This is a genomic window from Nakamurella multipartita DSM 44233 (genome assembly GCF_000024365.1).
GTDB lineage: Bacteria > Actinomycetota > Actinomycetes > Mycobacteriales > Nakamurellaceae > Nakamurella > Nakamurella multipartita.
The window spans coordinates 467153-485646 of the sequence record NC_013235.1 but is presented as its reverse complement, the minus strand read 5'-3'; the positions used below and the strand labels follow the sequence as shown (position 1 = coordinate 485646).

The following is an 18494-nucleotide window of genomic DNA, read 5'->3' as shown; positions in this document are numbered from 1 at the left end:
ACCGCTCGAAGGAGCCGACAGTGAACCCCATGTACACGATCACCATCACGGTGCTGGGCACCGACGCCGAGACATCCCTCCGGGAAGACGTCCAGTCCACCATTGAGGTCCTGCGCGACGGCCTGGACCAGTGGGTCGAACCGGGACGCAAGGTGCGGTGGGAGATCCGTTGCCCCAGCGGCCGAGTCACGGCGGGGCAGATCACCGTCTACGACGGGGCCAACACCGTGCGGGACGTGGACCGGCACTTGCAGACCGTCCGGCAGGTCCTGACCGAGGAGGCCACCGATGCCGCACGCATCTGACACCACCACCCGCGGGTGGACGATCGCCCGCTACGTCGGGAACGGCGTCCTGATCGTGCTGGGCACCGCCGCCGCGGCGGTCGTCCTGTACTTCCTGGTGGTCATCGGATCGCTCATCCTGGGCTTGGTCCTGGGCCTGTGGCTGGCGCGGGTGGCTGCCCGGATGATGTCCGGCATGTACTGACCCTTCGGTCATGCCCGGGCCAGCGCCCAGAGTTCGGTGAGTTCCTCGATCAGGGCGGTGAGCCGGCCGTCCGGCAGGTGCGTCCGCCCAAGAGTCACCGGGCCATGGTTGTTCTCGCTGCGACCGAGGCCGACGGTGCCGTCGTCGCACCGGTACAGCGTCACGTATTCGCCCCAGCTGAGCCGGTGCGTCTCGACGTCCGCGGGTCGGGTGATGTCGGCGCCGTCGCCGATCACAGTATGCCCGCCGATCCGCAACGCCCCGCTGATGCTGGCGGTCCCGCAGACCAGGGCGTGACCGCCGACCTGCGCCCGCCCCGAAACCCAGGCCTGCCCGGTGATCGTGGCGTGGCCATGGATCCAGGCGTGGCCATCGACGACCGCACCCGCTGTGACGGTGGCGTCGCCGAAGACCTGGGCGTGGCCGGCGACGCTCGCCCGGCCGGAGACGACGGCCCGCCCGAACACCCACGCATCCCCGTCGATGACAGCCTGTTCGATGGCGGCGGCCCACCCGGACAGCACCCCGCGGCCCTGCAGACGGGCTGTGCCGCCGAGCATGCCGTGCTCGACCAGCTGCGCCCGGTCGGTGACAGTGACCGTGCCGAGGGCGACCGCGCTGCCCCCAACCACGGCCTCACCCTGAACGAGGGCGCCGGCGGCCACCCGGGCCGTCGCGGCAATAGAAGTCCGGTCATCGATGGACGTCCCGGCCCGGTCCGGAGTACGGTGGGTGAGCAGCGCGATTGTCTTGAACATGTTTCCCTCACAGGGCTTTCGAGATGTTGGTCATGCGCTGATCGGTATTGAACATCTGCTTTTCGCGGTCGGACAGGATGGTCTGCACCCGGAACGACTTGGTGGGGAGTTTCCAGAGGGCTTCGCCGACGCCGGCACCGGCGACGACTTCCCGTTCGGCCTGGGTCAGCGCGAGATCGGCGGTGGCGCGGTCGAGTTCGCCGGGGGCCTGCCGGAATACCACCCTGGTGTCGCACAACGACAGGAGCCCTTGGGCCTTCTTGACGGCGGCGGAGTCGGCGTGGCCGACCTTGTCCGGGTCGGACAGGGCGTGCATGGCCAGGATGTTCGCGATGCCGTAGTGCCGGGACAGCCGCAGGTCGGCGTTCATCCGGTCCAGCTGGGCCTCGCCGCTGATGATCCGCCACGCCTCGTCGTACACGAACAGGCGTTGCCCGAACGCCGGATCCGACATCGTCGACCCGACCCACGCCGAGCAGCACAGCATCACCAGCGACTGCAGCAGATCGTCATCCCCCAACGCGGCGGAGCCGAGCGCGATCATCGGCGCCAACGGGTCGAACCGCACCGTCGACGGCCCTTCGAACAGGCCACCGAGATGACCGTTGATCAGCGACGACAACACCGCATAGACCGGTTGCCCGCGGTGCCGCAGCAACTCCGCGTCATACCCCGCCAGCTTCGCCCGGTCCGGGTCGGGCGCGGCGAGGTGGTGGGCGACGTCCGGCAGGGTCGGGGTGCCCGAATGCTGGACGGCGGCGGCCAGCGCGAGGTCGAGGGCGGCGACGGCGAGCGGTTCCAGGGGTGCGATCGCGGGTGCGGCGGTGGCGACCAGGGCGACGAGGAGCTTCTGCCGGCGGGACCACACCTCGCGCTCCCACATCGCCGGGTCCTTCCCCGCCGGCTTGACACCGCCGTCCAGGGGATTGAGCCGGGCGGGGAGGCCGCGGCCCAGTCGGATGCCCTGGCCGCCCAGGGCGATGGCCAGGCGGAGCCAGTCGTCCTTGGGGTCGCCGGGGACGACGATGCGTCGGCCGAACGGCAGGTTCCGCACGGCCAGGGCCATTGCCGTGTTGGTCTTTCCCCAGCCGATGTTTCCGACCATCATGATGTTCGTGTTGGACACCAGGCGGGGTCGCCGGTTGTACAGGTCGAACCCGCAGTAGCAGAACGACGCCCCCGAATACGAGTCCCGACCCACATACACACCGGTGGAGCCGAGGCCGCCGTCGGCCAGGAACGGGTACACGTGCGACAGGTTCGCCGTCGTCGCCCGATGCTTCCGCAACTTCAGGCCGTGGGCGGTGCGGCCGGCCCAGGATCGCTTCTCCCCGGCCTTCGGGGTCCGGGACCGGTACTCCGCCCTCCGCATCGACACCTCCGCGGCCTTCGCGGCGGCGGCCAGGTCCTGCTGCTCCCGGACAAGCTGGTCCGCGGCGGCGCGCCAGTCCCGTCTGGCGGTGCGCCGGTCCTTGCGCTTCGCTTCGTCGGGCAGGTAGCCGCCGGAATGCGCGGTGGCGGTGTTGTTTTCGCGCATGGTCAGAATCCTCGAGTCAATGGGAGGGCAGCGGCGGCGAAGGCCTGCAGTTGTTGCCCGGCCAGGACTCGGGCCTCGCAGCCGGCCTGGATCGCGGCCTGCCGCACCGCCCCCACCGCGAGGGTGAGCTGATCCAGGGTGGGTGCGCTGACCACGAGGAGGCCGGCGTAGCCGATGTCGCCGTGGCCGGCGTTGATCTCGGCCTCCCGCTGCAGGGTGTCGGACAGTTCGTCGGTGTCGGCGAGGTTCTCCACCTGGCCCAGGCGGTGCCGGTCGTGCGCGTTGGAGATCAGCTCGGTCTTGTCGTGCTGGACCTGCTTCATCGCCTTCCCGGTCGGGACCGGTTCGTAGATCAGACTCAACCGCCGGTCGATCCCCGGCGTCAGCACCAGCGGTGCCAGGAACGTCGGATACACCAGGCTCCGCGGCCATTCGATCAACCACAACACGCAGTGGTACGCGGTGTCGGTGCGCAGGTAGTCCCAATGCTCCTGCACCGCCAAAGGTCCCGCCGCGGTCAGGTCCCGGCCGACCGTCGGCGTGTAATCCAGCATCGGGCGGATCGCCGGGTCGTACGCGCACCGCAACTCATACGCCAACTCCGCCGGAGTGAGCCAGCCTTCGACGGCCAGGCTGGAGGCGGCCAGCGCGGCCTCGACGACCCGCCGCTGCCCGGCCAGCACCTTCACGGCGCCCGTGTGCCCGCCGCCGGACTTGCGGATCAGGCCGCGGCATCTCTTGGCGTCGAGTGTGAGGGCGAGGAGGACGTCGCTGCGGGACGAGGCGGGGCCGGCGATGTCCATCAGGTCCCGGTAGTTCTCCGCCGCCCACACGGACAGGTCCTGCCCGTCAGCATGCTGGGCGTGGTAGTCGCGCAGGCCGTCGCCGGAGTCCGGTACGCACTGCTCCAGGACCTGGATGCGGCTGATCAGGTTGGACTGGCAGATCCCGGCCAGCACCCGCCCCCACCCGTTGACCTGGGCGTCCTGGGTTTCCGGGTCCAGCAGCAGGAACGCCGGCGCCCGCAACCGCAGCACCGCGGTGTACCCGCCGGTCCACGGGTCATGCACGGTCACCGACCCATCCGACGCGGTCAGGGTGACCAGCCGGGCCTCCTGCCCGGGCAAGGCGAGCCGCCCCGCCGAGCGGGGGGTGGCCGTGGCGCGGAACCCGTTCTGCCGGGTCCGCTTGCGCCGCCAGAAGTGCCACAGGATCGGCGACCACTCGACCAGCGGGAACCCGTCCCACCGCACCAGGGCCACCGCGGCCAGTGGCCCGCCGACCAACAACGCCACCCAGAACGCCGCGCCGATCCCGAACGTCGGCACCGCGGCCGCCACCAGGACGACGGCGGCGAACAGGGTGATCGCCTGCGGCGCGGTCAGGTTCAGGATCAGGCCGCGGCGGGACCGCCGCGCCAACCGGGCGGTCCGCGGCGTGCTCGTGGGCTTTTCGGTGATGGTCATGCTCGGGAACCTCCGGGGGTCGGGGTCAGGATCGGCGTCGACGCAGGGGTGGTGGTCAGCAGCCGGCGGGATCCGTCGACCTGCTGCGGGCCAAGCAGGCCCTGGGTTTCGGCGACCAGGAACATCCGCTCCGCCTGCGACCGCGGGATCCCCAAGGTCTGCGCCGCGCCGGCCGGGTGTACCGACGGGTGGTGCCCGCCCTGCTGCGCCACCTGGTTGAAGTGCTCCTGCAGCCGGGGCCACTGCACCGCGTCCGGCGACTCCCCCACCGGCGACCCGGTCGCCGCCGCCGGCGACGAACCCACCGGCTCGACATCACTCGGAGCGGCCGGCGACGACACATCACCCCCGGCCAACGGCGAGCCGGTGCCGGATCCGGATCCGCCTGTCCCGGAGACGGTTCCGCCCACGTTCGCCTTGCCCGCACCAGCGCCGGCAGCTACAGCCGGCCGTCCGCCGACGGCCGATGCGGGACTGGTCGGCTGGTTGGCCTTCCCGCCGCTGGCGGCTTTGCCGGCGAGCCAGCCACCGACCGCACCCGCGCCACCGGCCAGGGCGGCGGTGCCGTGCCGGGTCATGCCCAGGCCGCGTCCGGCGTTGCGCAGCGCGGCGGCGGTGCCGGTGGTGTTCGCCGCGGTGATCTGCTCCGAGGCGAAGTGCACGAACTGCAGCACCGCCAACGGGCTGAACGCGGCCAGCAGCACCCACACCGACCCCAACAGGGCATCGGAGATGTCCCCGGTGACCGACGACGCGACCGCACTGTAGGCCAGGGTCAGGATGACGCAGACGACGAATTTCGACAGCGCCAATGCGAAGACCAGCTCGACCCATTTGACCGCCCATGACTTCGTCTTCCCGTAGGCCAGACCGGCCATCGCGAACGGCGCGAACACCAGGGTCGCGATGATCATCGCTTTCCGCAGGAACAGGATGATGATGATCGTGGCCCAGGCCAGGATCCCGAACCCGGCCAACAGGGTCACCACCAGCCACCCGGAGCCCTCGATCGCGCCCTGCATCGCGAACGCCTTCTTGATGCCGTCCTGCGCCGCCGCCTGCGCCCCACCGAGCAGGTAGTTGCTGAACTGGTCCACGATCAGCAACAGGCCGGCGGTCAGCACCGCACACGCCGACCCCAGGAACAATCCCAGGGCGCTGCCCCACACCGCCCGCCACAACCCGGACGGGGACCGGGCCAGCATCGCGGTCACCACCTGGAACACGAACAGCAGCCCGACGACCGGCAGCACCAGGTACCGCATCATGCCCAGCACGTCCTGCAACCAGTCCGCGCCCAGATTGATCCGCAGGCCCGAGTTGATCTGGTCGATCGCCTTGAGCATCATCCACTGATTCGCGTTCACCGCGCCGGCGGCGATCCGCTTGAGCACGTCGTCCGAGGCGTCGGACAACCAGTCCTGCACCCCATCCACCGCCAGCATCGTCGTCATATCCGTTTCCTCGTCGTGGTTGGTGTCGGGTGGGTCATTGGAAGGTGCCGCATTCGTTCCACTCCGCGAGCCCGGCCCTGTTTTCCAGCAGGGCGACGACCACGGCCTTCTTGTTGGCGTTGTCCCGCAACGCCACCCACGCCGACCGCATGTCCGTCGATGGATCCAACGTGCGGTGGGTGTCGTCGCCGCCCCACGGGTTCGGGCTGCGGATGAACGCCTCGGCCAGGTCCTGGTTCAGCTTGTCCAGATCCCCCGGGCCGTAGTCCCACGCCGCGTACACCATCCCGGTGTCCTGGCGGCAGGAGAAGTAGTTGCGGGGGCAATCACCGCCCTGCCCGGCGCGGCTGCTCGCGCACGACCGCGCCCGCTCCGCCAACCCACCATCCGTCGCCAGCGGCGGCAGGCCATCCCTGGCCCGGATCGTGTTGATGTTCCCGGTCCACCACTCCGACAGGTCAAGGACCTCCCACTGCGCCGGTGTCTGCGGGGCATCCTCGATGCCGTAGTCCTTGGGGTCGCCGGCGAACGCGGCCGCTTGGGTGTCAGTCCAGTGCACCCAGGTGACGCCGCCGCCGAGCAGCAGCGCCGCGGCCAGGCTCACCGCCACACCGGTCCGCGCCCTCGCCACGACCGCGCCGTTCGCAGCCAGCGACCCGACCGCCCACGTCGCTGCACACACGACCACCGCGGCGACCGCCAGGACCAGGGCGAACAGCACGCCCTGGTTGATCCAGCCGGTGATCGCCTCGGTGCCCGATTGTGGTTGCCAGTTCATGAGATCGCCCCGTATTCCCAATGCCACGGTTCCGGTTTCGACCCGCCGGGTTGCGCCCACGGCGGATGGACCCAGCCGAACGCGCCCGCGTTGGCGGTGAGCCAGTCGAACGCCGCCCCGCTGCCGGTGTTGACGCCGCAGCAGGCGCCGATGTCCACCGCCTTGGCCCACCCGTGGTTGCTCGTGCCCGGATCGGCGCACAGGCTGCCCTTCTCCGCCCGGCAGGCGACCTGCTCCTGGTAGGAGCGGTAGCCGTCGGTGATCCCGATGTCCTGCCCGAACACCGCCCGGAACGCCGCATTCAACTCGTCGAACGCCGCCGCCGCCCGGCACTCCAACAACAATCCGGGGGCGGACGGCACCGGGCACAACGCCGCCGCCGGGATCCGCCCGTTCTGATACCCGCCCCACGCCGCCGACCCACCACCGCCGGTGACCGCGACATGGGCGACTTCCGCAGACCCACATCCCGGACCCACCGCCGCCGCGACCGGTGCAACGGTCGCGGATGTTCCGCCGGTATCGGTGGTGAGGTTGGCGACGATTCCGGTGGCCTGGGTGTACATGTCGCGGTAGATGCCGCCGTCCGAAGACGGCGACCCCTGCACCGTCTGGGCCGCGTTCCACGGCGGCATGCCCTGCCACCCCGGGACCTGGACGAGCCGGTCATAGAACTTCCCGGCCGCGATGGCCGGGTCGATCAACTCCGCCGGAGTACCCCAGCCGGTCATCGGCCGCTGCTGAAACAGCCCGATCGAGTCCAGGTTGTTCCCGACCCGATCATGCGGAAACGCCAACGATTGCCGGGCCACCGCCCGCTCAGCGTCGGTGAGCTGGCGGCCCTCCGCCGACCCGACCAGCGTCGAGGTGCCGTCGTTGGCGTAGTTGAACAGCGTCGACTCCGCCAGCGCGACAGACACCCCGATCGCCGCCCCCGTCGACCCCAAACCACGGGCCAACGCGACACCGATGACGACCTTCGCGTTGCGTTCCTGCGCCGCGGCCAGGACGCCGCCGGTGCTGCCCGTCACCGGCACACACCCCGACCCACCCGGCACGGCCACAGATGGGTTCGGTTGGGCAACTGCTGCGACGGTCACGACGGCGGCCATCGCCACCAGCAGGGTGACGGTGGCCGGCGCGATCAACTGCACCCTGCGAACCGTCGAGATCATTTCGACCCCAACGCGTCCTGCAGGTGCGCCGGCAGCACCCCGTCCAACGTGCAGAACGTCGTGGCCGGCGGGCACGCCACCGTGATCCCCAACGCCACCGGCACCGCCGTCGGCGGGCCGCCCTTGGTGGTGATGGTCTGCTGCCCGGTGACATCGATCCCGTACACCCCGGGCGACGCGCCGATCCCCGCCAGGCGGTTCGCCGCCCACACCGACACCTCGACGTCGGTCAGGTCCAGGGTCACCGTGGTTCGGTTCTTGCGCATCGAGTCCAGCGCCGGCCCGGACGGCGTCAGCGCCGTGAGATCCTGCGCCAACCGGGCTTCGTCCCCGTACGGGGCCGGCGCCGCCGCGTTGAGCAGATCCTGGTTCCGGGCGGTGAAGTCCGTCGACGGGTCATACGCCAACAACGCCTGCGCCACCAGCCGGGCGAACACCAAATGATCAGTCTGACCACCGACCAGCGTCGAGTCCGGCCGGCCACCCGGCAACAGTGCCGACGAGCTCACCGACACTGACTGCCTCGAAACACCTGCCGTCGCGCTGGGAGCGCCGGATGCTGGGGTGGTCAGGGCGTGACTCGCCGCCGGGTCCTTCGAGGACCACGCCACCACCGCGGTCACGACGATCAGGCCGGCCAGACCGAGCCCGCCTGCGACCAGCACCCAGCGGCGGCGGCCACCCGAACGTGCAGGGGTCAACATCGCCGGGCCTCAGCCTGAATCCACCGATTGCGTTGGTGGGTCGGTCGGCTCGGGTGGATCTTGGGGCGGGGTGTCCGATTTCGAGGTTGGGCAGGGTTGAGTTGCCGGTCGGTCCGGCTTCTCCTGGTTCCTGAGTGTGGGGTCGTGGTCCTGGCTGGGTTATCCGGTCGCCGCGGGTAGGTCGCGGAGCCGTTTGATGGCGGTGATGATGGCGTGGGCCCAGGGCCAGCGACTGGGTAGCCGCAGGGTGGTGCGTCGGCCGGTGCGGACCAGCCGGCCGGCGAGGTTGAACACGCGGCGGCGGATGTTCTTGGTCATCCGGTGGCCTTGGTCAAAGCCGAGGCGGGTGATCCAGCGGGTGAGGTTGTGGGCGATGGTGTTCAAGATCAGCCAGGCGGCGTTCCCGCCGAAGCTTTTGGTCGGCAAGTGCGCCAGACCCATGCCGTGTTTGAGGTCCCGGATGGTGAGCTCGACCTCGGCGTGCCGGCGATGGTCGGCCTCCAGGTCGCGCAGGTCGCCGTCCCGGTCGGTGATGATCGGGTGGTAGTCGTAGACCGGGAACAACGCTGCCTGGTCGGTGTCCTGGCCGCGGTTGCGGACCTGGGCCTGGGTGGGTGGGGTGCGCCGCACCATCAGTCGTAGCGGGACGGTGTCGGTCCGGTCGCGGCCGTGGGTGTCCTGGGCGAACGGGGTGTACGGGATCTCGGCGACCCCGGCGCCGGGCAGGAAGTACTCGATCGGCTGCCATTGCTCGTCCGGGATCGCCTCGATCTGTCCTCGTAGGTGCCCGATCATCCGGGCGCCGATCGAGAACCGCACATCGGCGGCCCGGCAGGCCGCGACGACGTCGTGCAGATAGAAGCCGGAGTCGGCGCGCAGCACGATCTGCCCGGTGGCGCCGGCCTGACGCAGCCGGGAGATCGTTTCGTTGATGAACAGCGGTGCCGCGGTGGCGTCGTTGGAACGGCCCCGCCGGAGCCGGGCATGCGCGATATCGCCGGTCCCGGAGATCACTGCCAGCAGCGGGTGGTAGCCGCGGCGCCCGGTCCGCATGACTTCCCGGGCACCGTCCTTGGCCAGCCCGAACGTCTCACACAGGGTCGAGTCGATATCGACGGTGACCGACCGACCGAACTGTGGATGTGCGCCGGCGGTCACAGCTCGGGTCAGCAGGCGGCGGGTCACCACGTCCAGTTGGCGGGCGTGTCCGAAGCCGAAAGCGCGGAGGAACGTGCCGACCGTGGACGGCGCCGCGACCCGGTGTCCCAGCACTGCGCTGGTCGAGCCCGCCCGCAAAGCGTTCACGTCATCGATGCAGTCACCGCCGGCCAGCAGCGAATGGACGACGGTCAGGCACTTGCGGTCCGGGTGGGCGCCCACGCTCCCGGGCACCGTGACGTGCTCACGCAACAAACCGGCCAGATCCAGCCGTTGGGCCAAAGTTGCCGCGACCAGCAACCCGGCATCGGACACGACACTGTCCTCGTCAGCGCGTACGGACAAGCGGTCCAGTGTGCAAGACTTCGTCACCAAGAGGGTGCTCCCTGGGCTTGCGTGATCTTTGGTGTGGTAACCGTGATCGTGCAGGTCAGGAGCACCCTCTTGCGTTAAACGCGCCGCGCCGGCTCCACCCCACCGGTGAATCCAGGCTCAGGCCGACAGGAATGGCGCGGCCGGCTCGACCAGCTGCGTCACCGGAGCAGGCGCCGAGACCGACTTGCCGACGTTGTTGAACCACCCCACCAGGTACGCCGCGCCGCCGACCAGCAGCGCCGCCACCAGGGCCACGATCAACGTCGTCTTCCCCCGCGACGAATGCTGCGGATTGTGACCGAACGCGCCCACCGCCCACAGGATCGCGCCGATCAGGAACGCCGCCACACACGCGACCAGGGCGTACGGGATCAGCCCCAGCACCAGGCCCTTGAACGTCGCCAACCCCGGCAACGTCGTCTCGGTCGCGCCGGTCAACGGATTGCCCCCGCCTGCCGGGGCCGGCGAAGCCGGTGCGGTGGTCTCGTCAGGGGCAGACAGGAATCGGAACATGGACGAACTCCCACAGGTAGGCCGGGTGATCCCGGGCGACGGATGCGTCACCAACCCATGCGGACCCGTATACAGACGTAAGTGAGCACGACGCCGCGATCCGATCATTCGGAGGTCAACCCCGCCATCTCGATGTCGACCGATGCCAACCCAACCAACTCACACGGCCTCGTTGATCGCTCTTCAACCGAAGAAGCGCGCAGACCCACGACGCGATGTCTACAAGCTCTTCAGCGGGTCGCCGCCCATCAAAGAGTTGAATCTCACCGCGCGGCTCGTCCATCTGCGACTCAGTCGCGAATAGATTGCCGGCCAGTTTCCGGGGGACTACTCGACGCGCCTGGTTAGGCCCTATTCGCGTCAGGCCGGCGACCGTGACTGCGACGGTGAGTAGCGTCCAGGCTGATCGTCCACGACACGCTAGAAGTCGGCGGGCCCCCCAGTCGAACCGGGCCATATGCTAGACCAGTGACGATTCCCACGATTACGCCCGCCTCATGGTCCGAGCTACACGATGTCCTTTTCGACGAGCCCTGGCCAGTTCATGCTGGCGAATTCCATTCGGGACTGATCCATCGCGGAATGACAGACTATTCCTGGCCGCTTATGTCGTCCCTTGACCGCCTCAAGCTTTTCACAATGGAGCAGCACCTTCTTCGAAACTTTCAGAAGTACGCCAGGCTCGCCAACTTTTCCCCTGATCGAACCTGGGAATGGCTTGCAGTTGCCCAGCATCACGGCCTACCGACGCGCCTGATGGACTGGACTTACAGCCCACTAGTCGCGCTGCATTTTGCTATCGCAAATCCTGCCTACCCCCGATCAAGCGTGGTCTGGAGCCTAGATTACGTGCGCGTGCATTCCAGGCTCCCGACAATGGTGCGATCCGCAATTCGCGGCGATGCGGCTGCCTTCACGACCGACATGCTCGACCGTGCGTCGATTCCCGTTTGGCCTAAGGATTGGCAGGAACTGACTGATGCATATATGGTTATACTTGAACCACCTTCGATAGACGACCGTATTGTCAACCAATATGCGGGACTTTCGGCATTCTCCTCCACAAAGGTTGCAATAGAAGATTGGCTCGCGACCTTCTCCGAACCAGTGGCGCTCAAGATCGAAGTACTTCCACACCTGAAGGCCGAGATTCGTGAGAAGCTTGATAAGGCAAACATCAATGAAAGAGTGATCTACCCCGGCCTCGACGGTTTAGCAACATGGCTGACACGCTATTATTCGACACCGGCACGAACCTGGATTTGACCTTGGACAGTCATGCGGCACACCCGTCCAGAAATTAACCATGTTCACTAAGCACCCGTCGTCCCCGCCAGGTGAGGGGCCTGGCCTTTACTCGCCGTGGTCAGCCGGACACGCTGCCCTGATCACACCAGAATCTCCTATCGCGCTTCAAGGACGGACTGGTATGTTTGCCGCATGAGACGGTGGGGGGACCGCTCGTTGGGTGCGGTCCACCACTGCACATAGGTTCGAGGAGCTAGGCATGACCACGGCAGCGGTTCCGTCGAAGGCGCCAACGCCAGCGATGTCTAAGGCGACTCGACGTGCGATTGGGGGGTCGGTCGTTGTCGCACCACGGCTGGGCGTCAAAGCCATCAAGATGGGCAAGGGAGCGCAGCGTCGTCGCGCCATCGAGAAGATGCGTCAAGGTTGAGGCCTCCTGCGTGATTGCGCAGTGATTCGTGGCGTCACGAAGTGGTACCGATGAGCATTGCATCACGCCGGCTAGTCTCGTCGAGCATCATGCCTTCTCTTTTCAGAATCAGCCACACCTTCGGGACCTAGTTGATTCTGTTCGATCTGCAAAATACGACCTAGTCATCGTCGCAGGCGCGGGCGTATCGATGGATGCTAGCCTGCCGTCTTGGGATCAATTGATTCTCAATCTGGCGAGCGAGAACCTTGGCGACAACGAACGCCGCGTGTTTCTGACCCTGAACTATGATGGCCTCGAACGGCGCGCCGAGACGATCTTGCATCTGTCAAAGAAGGCGCGCCCAGCCAAGCAGTTCGACGAGCTGATCCGTGACTCACTACTGAAGGACCCCGACGAACTCGCGCCTGGCGAGCTCGCCGAGGGGATAGCGCGGCTCTCTCAAGCTTACCCACGGCGGACAAGTATCCTGACAACCAATTACGACTGGATTCTTGAACTTGCAATCGAAGGACTCGGAATCAAGGCATCCGATTCACATTCCTTTGATTCGTGGGATGAATGGGAGCATCTCAATGACGCCGACCACCGGTCGAACGTTATGCACGTTCACGGCATGCTGTCGCGGCCATCAGTAGGAAAACGGGAGCCGCTGGTTCTTTCAGAAAACGACTTCCTGATGCACGGGCCCGAGATTCGGACTCGCCTGCTAGATTCGCTGCGTGGAAAGCTTGTCGTCATGCTCGGTGTGAGCCTAACCGACAGCAACTTGCTGGCGCCTCTCCATCAATTGAACGGGGCCGACGGAGAGAGATACGTTGTTATAGTCCCTCCACTATGCCATAATAACCTGACGCAGCTCGAGTGCGCCGAGTACGCAGTCGCCCATTCTGAATCCTTAGCCAAGTATCTTAACGTCAGGCCCATCATCTTGAAAAGCTTTGGGCAAGTCGCTCAGCTGATTAGTGACCTTGGGTTGGCGGCTCGTGAGCCAGCATTATATCGACGGCCTAGCGGTAGTCTTCGAGTTTCGCAATCACTAATGTACGGGACTAGGTTCACTGCCGCCCTAAAGGACGCCTACACTTCGGTGGGGGCTAGCGCTCGCTCCGGCAACATGCGGGATTGGGACGCGGTTGGCTTGAGCAATTTCATGCATGAACTCGCGAATTCTCGCGGGGGGCCCGTAAAGTTCCTTGACAAGATCCGGCTGCATCACCGAGGGAAATGCGATGTTTCGGAGAACCTCGGGGTCTTCCTCTGGCTCCGGGACCTCCCCAATCGTCCGGAATCCATATATGGGCTGCGCCTGATTGCTAGTTCAGCGTACGCTCACTGGAAGTCCTGGTCGTCATTTAGGGTTGAGCCGATTCGCAGCGACTCGCGTCACGCAGCCGTTCAGGCAGTCTTCTTTAATCACGCCCAAGGTGTCAATATCGACCCTGATTCCCACTCCGGAGCCTGGAAAGGGGCGTTCGCTATCCCATTATCAATATATGACTATCGATCCACTGCAACGGTCAGAGGCTGGTCGCTTGACAGGCTTACTATCGGGGCATTGGCAGTAAATAGCGATCACTTTGTCGACGCTTCCAGTCTCGATTCTCCCAACCCGAATCAGTTATCTGCATTGTCTGTTCTTACTCAACGCGAGCTCGAGGGCTTTGCAGCGTCTCTGTACAAGATGGCGGAGAGGATCTTCGGCGACTAGGGCAGCCTGGCGTCGAAACCCTTGCGGCGGATCGTCCGCCTCGATCCTGAACCGAATCTCGGCCCGCTTGCGTTCCTGCTCGCCAGGTACAACTCCACGTCGGCGCGATGGCCGCAGGTAGTACAAGAGGATCGCATACACGTCGGCCAGGGACACGGTCGGGTAGGCGTCCTGAATCGACTCGGGAGTCTTCCCCCCTCTTGAAGTAGGCCACCAGGAACGTAGAGGGAGATGAATGTGCCGGGCACCATCATCCCGATCGGCCAGGTCTCGGACCCAAGAAAGCCGGCTCTGGCGCTATGGCCGCACCGACAAAAGTTGACACCTCCTCGTGCTCGATGGCACCTACCCTGCCCGCCTCGACGCTGGTGCCAGGTGTTGCTGGCGCGGCGGCGTCGGGGATGCCCGCCTCTGCGGTCGTCAGGACAGCCTCACCGCTGCGGAGCGATCCGTTCGAGCCGATCAGCCAATGTCACGATCGCGGCGGCCTGGACCCGCAGATGCTCGATCAGTTCGCGGATGCCGGCCGCAAGCTCAGCCGGCTCCGCTGACACACCGACGAGCTCGATCTCCTCGATCAGTTCGGGCAGCGTGGCCAGCTCGCCGACGAGGAAGACCGCCCGGGTCACAGAATCGACGATGGTCGCAGCCTGCACCTCTTCGTCGATGGTTGAATCCGGAGACGAAGTCGCGCCGGCTTCCTCAGGGTGATCCGACGTCACCGCGACCTCCACCACTTCCTCGCGTTCCCGGCAATCCACCGACGCACCAGATCGGCAATCCTGACGCACCGGCCGCGGGCCAAGCCCCTGGGCGAACAGGTCCCACGGGCACTCGTCGGGATCCCCCTCATGGACCTCGCCGCAGATCGAACAAGTCACTGCCATGGCCGTTGGTCGGCACCGGCGCGGGTACTGCTTCCCATCACGGCCACGGATTGGAGAGGCATCATCGACGCCCTCCCGCCCCGCGGCGCCAGCTGGGTCGTCCGCACCCAACGCCCGATGCACCGTGGCCACGTCAACACCCAGTACCTTCGCGATCGCTCGCAACGACATCTGCGCACGCGACAACGACTGGACCACCGCACCCCGCTCCTGCCGGGGAACGGTCAGCCGCAGATCGCCCAGGCGGTCGTCGACGTACTCATCCCACGTCTCGTAGCCCAGCGCGATGTGCGCCCGGCCCTGATAGGCGATGGCGATGTACTCCCAGGCCCGTTCCATCATCGACCGGATCTGCAGCGTGACCTGCTCCGCGCCGGCCGGCGACATCTCGAAGAAGCCCGCATCCGCATCGACATCGACGCCCTCATCGGCGCCGAAGCCGTCCGACCCACGCACCGAGTGCAGCGCCATCACGCCGCCCGCTTCCGACCGGTGCGGACCACCCGGCCTTCGACGGCTGCCCGGACCACCCGCACCAGCTCCCGGTTGGCGCGGACGCCGGCGGCGCCGAGGGCATCAATCTGCATGGCGGCCCCGGTCGCCCGAGCCTCCGGACGACACCCCGGCCCCGACCCGAGAGTCAACAGCTCCAGCGCCGACCAGGTCGCCGCCGGCACGCCCGTCCGGTGGGCGGCCATCGTCGACCGGCACCGACGGGACGTGCTCGCCGCGCCTGCCGCGGACGCCATCACCGCATCAAGCGGGGGGACCGGCCACGACCACCCTTCGATCGCCAGCACAGCCGCCAGCGTCCGCATCCAGGCCGGCGCCGCCGGCCGACTCGACCCACCGGTGTCGACCACCTGCGATTCCTCGTCGAGGCCAGTGACGGCATGCACGTCGGCGCGACGGACCGCGCCGATCAGACCCCGGGTCGACGACGATCCCATGCACGTCTGCGCGGCCGCCGCCTCCGCCGCGTACGCCCTGCGGACCGCGATCCGCAGCAGCCCGGGTGCGTCGGCGAAACGGCCCGCCCGCACTAGCCGATCCATCTGCTCCCACACATCGGACAATCCCTCGTCGGTCAGCCAGCCGGCCCTGCGGGTCCAGTGCGTGGCCTCCCGCCGGCACGCGGACCGCATGATGCCGACCGCCCGTCGGCCCGCGTCGCCGCCCCATCCTTCAGCGGCGACCGCCGCCAACAGCCCACTCAGGTCGTCACCCGAGCGAGCCTCGCCGCGTTCGTCCACGGCCGTCTGTGCCCGGTCAGCCGCGCACATCAGGGTCGCCCGGTGGCATACTCGAAGGGGCCGTGAGGGTCTCCCGAACCGATCCCGAAGTAGTTGCGATCGACGTGATCCGGAAGCCACCTTGATAGCAGCAGTTGACAGCAATAGGAGCCGATTTCGACACATCCTGCCCAACACCGGCAGACACGTCGCCGCACGTCAGAGACACTGTCTCACAAGCTGACTGACGCCCGCCGGGATACGGATCAGAAGGTTGGGGGTTCGAATCCCTCCGGGCGCACACACCACATCCACTCATTCACAACAGTTCTCGCTGACGCAGTTGATCTTGCTTCAAGATCTCATCCCAACAACTGTCCCAACAACGCAGGTCAGCGGCTACGGACGAACGTTCGAATCGAAGCTGTCAAAACCTGGGTACATATCCGCAATGGGAACAATCCGAGGTGCCGGGTCACTGCGCCAACGCCGCCCGGGGGTGTGGGAGATCAGGGTCGCGCTCGGCCCCGACCCGGTGACCGGCCGCAGCCGGGTCCGGTCGATCACCGTCCGCGGTGAAAGGGCCGCGGCGCAAGAGGCCCGGCAGCAATGGGCGGCCACCGCCGAACTGCTCCGCGACGCGGGCCGGCCCCGGCCCGCGATCACCGTGGCGCAACTGCTGCGCAGTTGGCTGGCCGCCGACCACGACTGGAAGCCCTCGACGGTCAGCGGGTACCGGTCGAATGTGAGCTTCCTGTGCCGCGACCCCATAGGGTCCCGCCGCGCGATCGACCTCACCCCGACCGTCCTGACCGCGATCTGCCACCACTGGCGCGACACCGGCTGGCACCAGCCCACCGTGTCCAACCGATTCCGGGTCCTGCGCTCCGCGATGGGCTGGGCCTACACCATGCGGATCCTCGATCGCCATCCCCTCGACGGCGTCCATGGACCACCCCAGTGCGACAGCCGCAAGGACGTCCCCATCGACCAGGTCCGCGACCTCCTGGCCTGCACCAAGGAGCAGGCCGACCAGCTGAGCACCAGACTGGTGCGCAGCGGCCGCGATACCGCCCGGCGGCACCGCGCCGAGCAACTACAGCTGCTCAGCCGACTGGTCGCCGACTCCGGCGCCCGCCGCGCCGAACTCGCCGCCCTCCGTTTCGACGACCTGGACGGCCGCGTCCTGACCATCGCCCGAGCCACCTCCAACGAGATCCTCGGCACCACGAAGGGCCGCCGCACCCGGCGGATCACCCTCGGCCCGACCACCGTCGACCTCTGGACCGACCTGACCAACCGGTGGCGGAGTCGCTGCCCCGCCGGCGCAGAGTTCGGCCCGTGGGTGTTCTCCCGGGATCCCGCGCACACCACCCGGCTGACAACCTCCACCCTCGGCCACTGGTTCTCCGACGCCTGCGACCGCGCCGGGCACCCCGACATCACCCTGCACCGGCTGCGGCACACCGTGGCCACCGCCCTCGTCGGCCAAGGCCAGGTCCTCCAGGCCCAGTACCGACTCGGCCACCGTGACGCCTCGACCACCCTGCGCATCTACAGCCACGCCCTGCCGGCCGCCGACGCGCAGGCCGCCGCCACCATCGAGAACATGTTGGCGGCCGGTGGGTGAGGGCACCGACGCCTGGGGATACCTCAAGGCCGCCGCCGCCCGGCACCATCGTGATCCCGACGAGCTATAGCGCGAGATCGGCATCACCAAAGAGGAACTCGAAACGCCGATCCTGCAATGACGAATCCGAAGGGAGTCTCCATGAGACGCCTTCACGCTTCGAGCGTTCGGCCCTGATCAACGCGCGCCCTGAAGCCGACGGACGGCTACGACCCGACCCTTGTCGGTTCCTGAAATCGCCTGTTCACCGCCAGGGAAACGGATTGCCGGCGGAAACACCTTCAGGCTGACTAGCGGGTGCGGACCATCCGCCATTCAACGGCTGCTCGGGCGACCAGCCACGGCCTGGGGACACTCCGGGGCCAGATCATGTAAGCGGAGCGATTCGTTCGAGTCGATTGACCAGGGATGCCATCTGCGCGGCCTGTGCCGCAGGTCCTTGATCAACTAGCGAATGCGCTCGCCGGACCACGACCCGCAGCCAGCCAGGCCCAGCCCTCCATCGCCAGCACGGCCGCCAGCGCCCGCATCCAGGCCGGCGCCGCCGACCGCCCCGACGCATCAGCGTCGACCATCTGCGAGTCCTCGTCGAGCGCGCTCACCGCGAATACGTCGGCGCGACGGACCGCGCCGATCAGACCCTGGGTCGCCGCCGACCCCATCCACGTCTGGGCGCCCCGGCCGGTTACCCGCGTCCCCCGGCGCGGGCAATCAACATCATCCGCAGCCGGTGGAGCTGCGGCATGAGGCCGTAGATGACGATGGGGACGGCGACCGTGGCCAGGACGAAGGTCCGCAGCACCGGCGACAGTTGACTGAGCCAGCTGCCGAGGGCGAGGTTCAGGACGGTCAGCGTCGGGAAGACCGCCAACCAGATCATCAGCGCCAGCTGATGCTTGGTCGGCGGCGCCGGCCGGGTCGAGGCCGCAGTGGCCGAAGTGGCATTCAT

The 18494-nt window shown here is 67.4% G+C and carries 18 protein-coding genes; 5 read left to right on the top strand and 13 right to left on the bottom strand.

The features are described from left to right. Positions 1-20: 20 nt before the first annotated feature. Together NAMU_RS02220 and NAMU_RS02215 are read left to right on the top strand one after the other, a co-directional pair. On the top strand, positions 21-305 hold the full coding sequence (locus NAMU_RS02220; RefSeq protein ID WP_015745785.1) for a hypothetical protein: 285 nt from the start codon (positions 21-23) through the stop codon (positions 303-305). Continuing rightward, positions 289-489 carry a hypothetical protein gene (locus NAMU_RS02215; RefSeq protein WP_015745784.1) on the top strand — a complete coding sequence of 67 codons (201 nt, stop codon included), beginning with the start codon at positions 289-291 and terminating at the stop codon, positions 487-489. Before NAMU_RS02220 ends, NAMU_RS02215 begins: the two co-directional genes overlap by 17 nt. Positions 490-497: 8 nt before the next feature. On the opposite strand, the gene NAMU_RS26920 is transcribed toward NAMU_RS02215, so the two are convergent. From NAMU_RS26920 to NAMU_RS02170, 9 genes are all read right to left on the bottom strand, one after another. After that, entirely contained in the window at positions 498-1247 is a 750-nt protein-coding gene (locus NAMU_RS26920; RefSeq protein ID WP_015745783.1) for an LbetaH domain-containing protein, read from the bottom strand. 7 nt (positions 1248-1254) lie between these two features. Next, the gene (locus tag NAMU_RS02205; protein ID WP_015745782.1) at positions 1255-2784 is read right to left on the bottom strand and encodes a hypothetical protein; all 1530 of its coding nucleotides are present in this window, start codon (positions 2782-2784) and stop codon (positions 1255-1257) included. A gap of 2 nt (positions 2785-2786) precedes the next feature. After that, positions 2787-4250 carry an SCO6880 family protein gene (locus tag NAMU_RS02200; RefSeq protein ID WP_015745781.1) on the bottom strand — a complete coding sequence of 488 codons (1464 nt, stop codon included), beginning with the start codon at positions 4248-4250 and terminating at the stop codon, positions 2787-2789. Further along, a complete protein-coding gene (locus NAMU_RS02195) occupies positions 4247-5704 on the bottom strand; it encodes a hypothetical protein (RefSeq protein WP_015745780.1) in 1458 nt (485 codons plus the stop codon). The genes NAMU_RS02200 and NAMU_RS02195 overlap by 4 nt, the downstream gene beginning before the upstream one ends. A 34-nt stretch (positions 5705-5738) precedes the next feature. Then, on the bottom strand, positions 5739-6482 hold the full coding sequence (locus NAMU_RS26915) for a DUF6112 family protein (protein ID WP_015745779.1): 744 nt from the start codon (positions 6480-6482) through the stop codon (positions 5739-5741). Then, complete coding sequence (locus NAMU_RS26910) at positions 6479-7636, bottom strand: M15 family metallopeptidase (protein WP_052307754.1); 1158 nt, start codon at positions 7634-7636, stop codon at positions 6479-6481. Before NAMU_RS26910 ends, NAMU_RS26915 begins: the two co-directional genes overlap by 4 nt. Positions 7637-7653: 17 nt before the next feature. Then, positions 7654-8166, bottom strand: coding sequence for a hypothetical protein (locus tag NAMU_RS02180; protein ID WP_245544854.1), 513 nt, complete (start codon positions 8164-8166; stop codon positions 7654-7656). 354 nt (positions 8167-8520) lie between these two features. Then, a complete protein-coding gene (locus NAMU_RS02175) occupies positions 8521-9891 on the bottom strand; it encodes an IS1380-like element ISNml1 family transposase (protein ID WP_015745776.1) in 1371 nt (456 codons plus the stop codon). 120 nt (positions 9892-10011) lie between these two features. Beyond that, positions 10012-10332: a DUF6112 family protein gene (locus NAMU_RS02170; RefSeq protein WP_245544853.1), complete on the bottom strand. Its 321-nt coding sequence runs from the start codon at positions 10330-10332 to the stop codon at positions 10012-10014. A 543-nt stretch (positions 10333-10875) separates the two neighbouring features. On the opposite strand from NAMU_RS02170, the gene NAMU_RS28025 reads away from it, so the two are divergent. Both NAMU_RS28025 and NAMU_RS28020 read left to right on the top strand, forming a co-directional pair. Beyond that, positions 10876-11673: an FRG domain-containing protein gene (locus NAMU_RS28025; protein WP_015745774.1), complete on the top strand. Its 798-nt coding sequence runs from the start codon at positions 10876-10878 to the stop codon at positions 11671-11673. A 602-nt stretch (positions 11674-12275) separates the two neighbouring features. Continuing rightward, the gene (locus tag NAMU_RS28020) at positions 12276-13796 is read left to right on the top strand and encodes an SIR2 family NAD-dependent protein deacylase (protein WP_015745773.1); all 1521 of its coding nucleotides are present in this window, start codon (positions 12276-12278) and stop codon (positions 13794-13796) included. A gap of 431 nt (positions 13797-14227) precedes the next feature. Here NAMU_RS28020 and NAMU_RS02165 read toward each other — a convergent pair whose 3' ends face one another. Beyond that, positions 14228-15154 (bottom strand): helix-turn-helix domain-containing protein, encoded by a 927-nt coding sequence (locus tag NAMU_RS02165; protein WP_015745772.1) that lies wholly within the window; start codon positions 15152-15154, stop codon positions 14228-14230. Further along, positions 15154-15966, bottom strand: a complete 813-nt coding sequence (locus NAMU_RS02160) for a hypothetical protein (RefSeq protein WP_015745771.1) — start codon at positions 15964-15966, stop codon at positions 15154-15156. Before NAMU_RS02160 ends, NAMU_RS02165 begins: the two co-directional genes overlap by 1 nt. Before the next feature lie 400 nt (positions 15967-16366). On the opposite strand from NAMU_RS02160, the gene NAMU_RS02155 reads away from it, so the two are divergent. Next, a complete protein-coding gene (locus NAMU_RS02155) occupies positions 16367-17545 on the top strand; it encodes a tyrosine-type recombinase/integrase (protein WP_015745770.1) in 1179 nt (392 codons plus the stop codon). Positions 17546-17988: 443 nt separating this feature from the next. On the opposite strand, the gene NAMU_RS02150 is transcribed toward NAMU_RS02155, so the two are convergent. Together NAMU_RS02150 and NAMU_RS02145 are read right to left on the bottom strand one after the other, a co-directional pair. Then, positions 17989-18207, bottom strand: coding sequence for a hypothetical protein (locus NAMU_RS02150; protein WP_015745769.1), 219 nt, complete (start codon positions 18205-18207; stop codon positions 17989-17991). A 23-nt stretch (positions 18208-18230) separates the two neighbouring features. Continuing rightward, a complete protein-coding gene (locus tag NAMU_RS02145) occupies positions 18231-18494 on the bottom strand; it encodes a hypothetical protein (protein ID WP_015745768.1) in 264 nt (87 codons plus the stop codon).

Bases quoted from the DNA above. Each gene is read 5' to 3' on its own strand.
- NAMU_RS02215 (WP_015745784.1), top strand. From the start codon at position 289: ATGCCGCACGCATCTGACACCACCACCCGCGGGTGGACGATCGCCCGC.
- NAMU_RS02160 (WP_015745771.1), bottom strand. From the start codon at position 15,966: ATGTGCGCGGCTGACCGGGCACAGACGGCCGTGGACGAACGCGGCGAG.
- NAMU_RS26920 (WP_015745783.1), bottom strand. From the start codon at position 1,247: ATGTTCAAGACAATCGCGCTGCTCACCCACCGTACTCCGGACCGGGCC.
- NAMU_RS26915 (WP_015745779.1), bottom strand. From the start codon at position 6,482: ATGAACTGGCAACCACAATCGGGCACCGAGGCGATCACCGGCTGGATC.
- NAMU_RS02165 (WP_015745772.1), bottom strand. From the start codon at position 15,154: ATGGCGCTGCACTCGGTGCGTGGGTCGGACGGCTTCGGCGCCGATGAG.
- NAMU_RS02195 (WP_015745780.1), bottom strand. From the start codon at position 5,704: ATGACGACGATGCTGGCGGTGGATGGGGTGCAGGACTGGTTGTCCGAC.
- NAMU_RS02155 (WP_015745770.1), top strand. From the start codon at position 16,367: ATGGGAACAATCCGAGGTGCCGGGTCACTGCGCCAACGCCGCCCGGGG.
- NAMU_RS02200 (WP_015745781.1), bottom strand. From the start codon at position 4,250: ATGACCATCACCGAAAAGCCCACGAGCACGCCGCGGACCGCCCGGTTG.
- NAMU_RS02145 (WP_015745768.1), bottom strand. From the start codon at position 18,494: ATGAATGCCACTTCGGCCACTGCGGCCTCGACCCGGCCGGCGCCGCCG.
- NAMU_RS28020 (WP_015745773.1), top strand. From the start codon at position 12,276: ATGGATGCTAGCCTGCCGTCTTGGGATCAATTGATTCTCAATCTGGCG.
- NAMU_RS02205 (WP_015745782.1), bottom strand. From the start codon at position 2,784: ATGCGCGAAAACAACACCGCCACCGCGCATTCCGGCGGCTACCTGCCC.
- NAMU_RS02150 (WP_015745769.1), bottom strand. From the start codon at position 18,207: ATGGGGTCGGCGGCGACCCAGGGTCTGATCGGCGCGGTCCGTCGCGCC.